Below are 1421 nucleotides of genomic sequence, written 5' to 3' on the forward strand. Positions count from 1 at the left end.
GTCGGACAATACGACCTCGACAGCACGCGGACCCCGATGCGACATAGAAATAGTCTACAGACTTAGACTCGCCATTTCCGGCGCGTCACACTAGGCATGCACCGCTCAATTTCGAAGACCCCGATCGCACCGGGTCGAGATGCGGGGCTCCAGTCGACTTGAAGATATTGAAGTAAACGTACCAAGGTGGTGTATTCCATGTCTGTTGTTGTCATTGTGGGTGCCGGAGTAATCGGCCTGTCCTGGTCCCGGCTGTTCGCCGAGCATGGGTGGGAGGTCCGGCTCAACGACCCCCGCTCCGACCTGCGCGACCTGGTCGCGCAGCATCTGGCCGACGTTGCGGTCGATGTCGCCCCCGACCTTTCCGACGCGCTCGAAGGCGCCGACTTCGTCCAGGAGGCGGGTCCGGAGCGCATCGAGATCAAGCGCGAGCTCTACACCACACTCGCCGCCCATACCCGCCCAGACGTCGTTCTCGCCTCGTCGAGCTCAAGTCTGTTGCCGTCCGCGATCGCCGAAGGAAACCCAGCCGCGGATCGGATCCTCATCGGCCACCCGTTCAACCCGCCGGAGCTGATGCCGCTGGTCGAGGTCGTCCCAAGCTCTGCCACCAGCGCGATCGCAATCGACCGGGCCGTCGATGTCTACCGGAGCTTGGACAAGCTGCCGATCACCCTCAAGAAGGAGATCCCTGGGTTCGTCGGCAACCGGCTCCAGAAGGTCTTCGCCGACCAGGCCACCTACCTGGTCCAGGAGGACGTCATCACCGCCGGTGACCTGGACGAGCTCGTCAAAGCGTCCCTCGGTCTGCGTTGGGCCACCATCGGGCCATTCGAGTCCCGACACCTCGGCGGCGGATCGGGTGGCATCCGCCACGTCATCGCTCATATCGGCTCCCAGATGACGTTCGAGATCGGCACCCCAGACCCCACCAAGACCGACCAGGTCATTGCCCAGGTCGAGGAGACGTACGGCGCCGGTCCGCAGGCCTACGAACACCTGGCCTCCCGCCGCGACCGGCGTACCCGCGCCGTAAGCGCAGCCCTCACCGCCAGTGACGCCGCCGCGGAAGGAGCGACAGAGTAACCGAATTCGAGCAGCGGCTGCCGGCCGCACCGGCCACGAACGCCGACCTCGATCCGTACCTGCACATGGGCGATCTCCTGGCTGGCATCGACGCGCGCACAGTCCGCATCGAGGGGCTCATAGTGCCCGCCGCGTGCCCGTTCCGAGGGGATGCAGCGGGGAACGACGGGCCAACTCGCGCTCTGTCCCAGGTCGGAGTCTCGGCAGGTCGGCCAGGACTCGCATACGCCGTCTTCCAAACTAGTGCCGCATCAGGCAACGTTCGCCCTGTTGACGACCTCGCGGGGACGTTCGTCGGCAGCGTGTTTGTTCCGCCAGATGATGTAGCGGCGGAT

The 1421-nt window shown here is 65.0% G+C and carries 1 protein-coding gene and 1 pseudogene; one reads left to right on the plus strand and one right to left on the minus strand.

All coding sequences use genetic code 11. From position 1 onward, the window contains the following. Window positions 1-198 precede the first annotated feature (198 nt). Entirely contained in the window at window positions 199-1086 is an 888-nt protein-coding gene (locus tag ACWDA7_RS52910; protein ID WP_450615383.1) for a 3-hydroxyacyl-CoA dehydrogenase NAD-binding domain-containing protein, read from the plus strand. A gap of 251 nt (window positions 1087-1337) precedes the next feature. Here the strand turns inward: ACWDA7_RS52910 and ACWDA7_RS52915 are convergent. Next, window positions 1338-1421, minus strand: a pseudogene (locus ACWDA7_RS52915) (transposase); the annotation flags it as partial.

The organism is Streptomyces sp. NPDC001156, assembly GCF_053598275.1.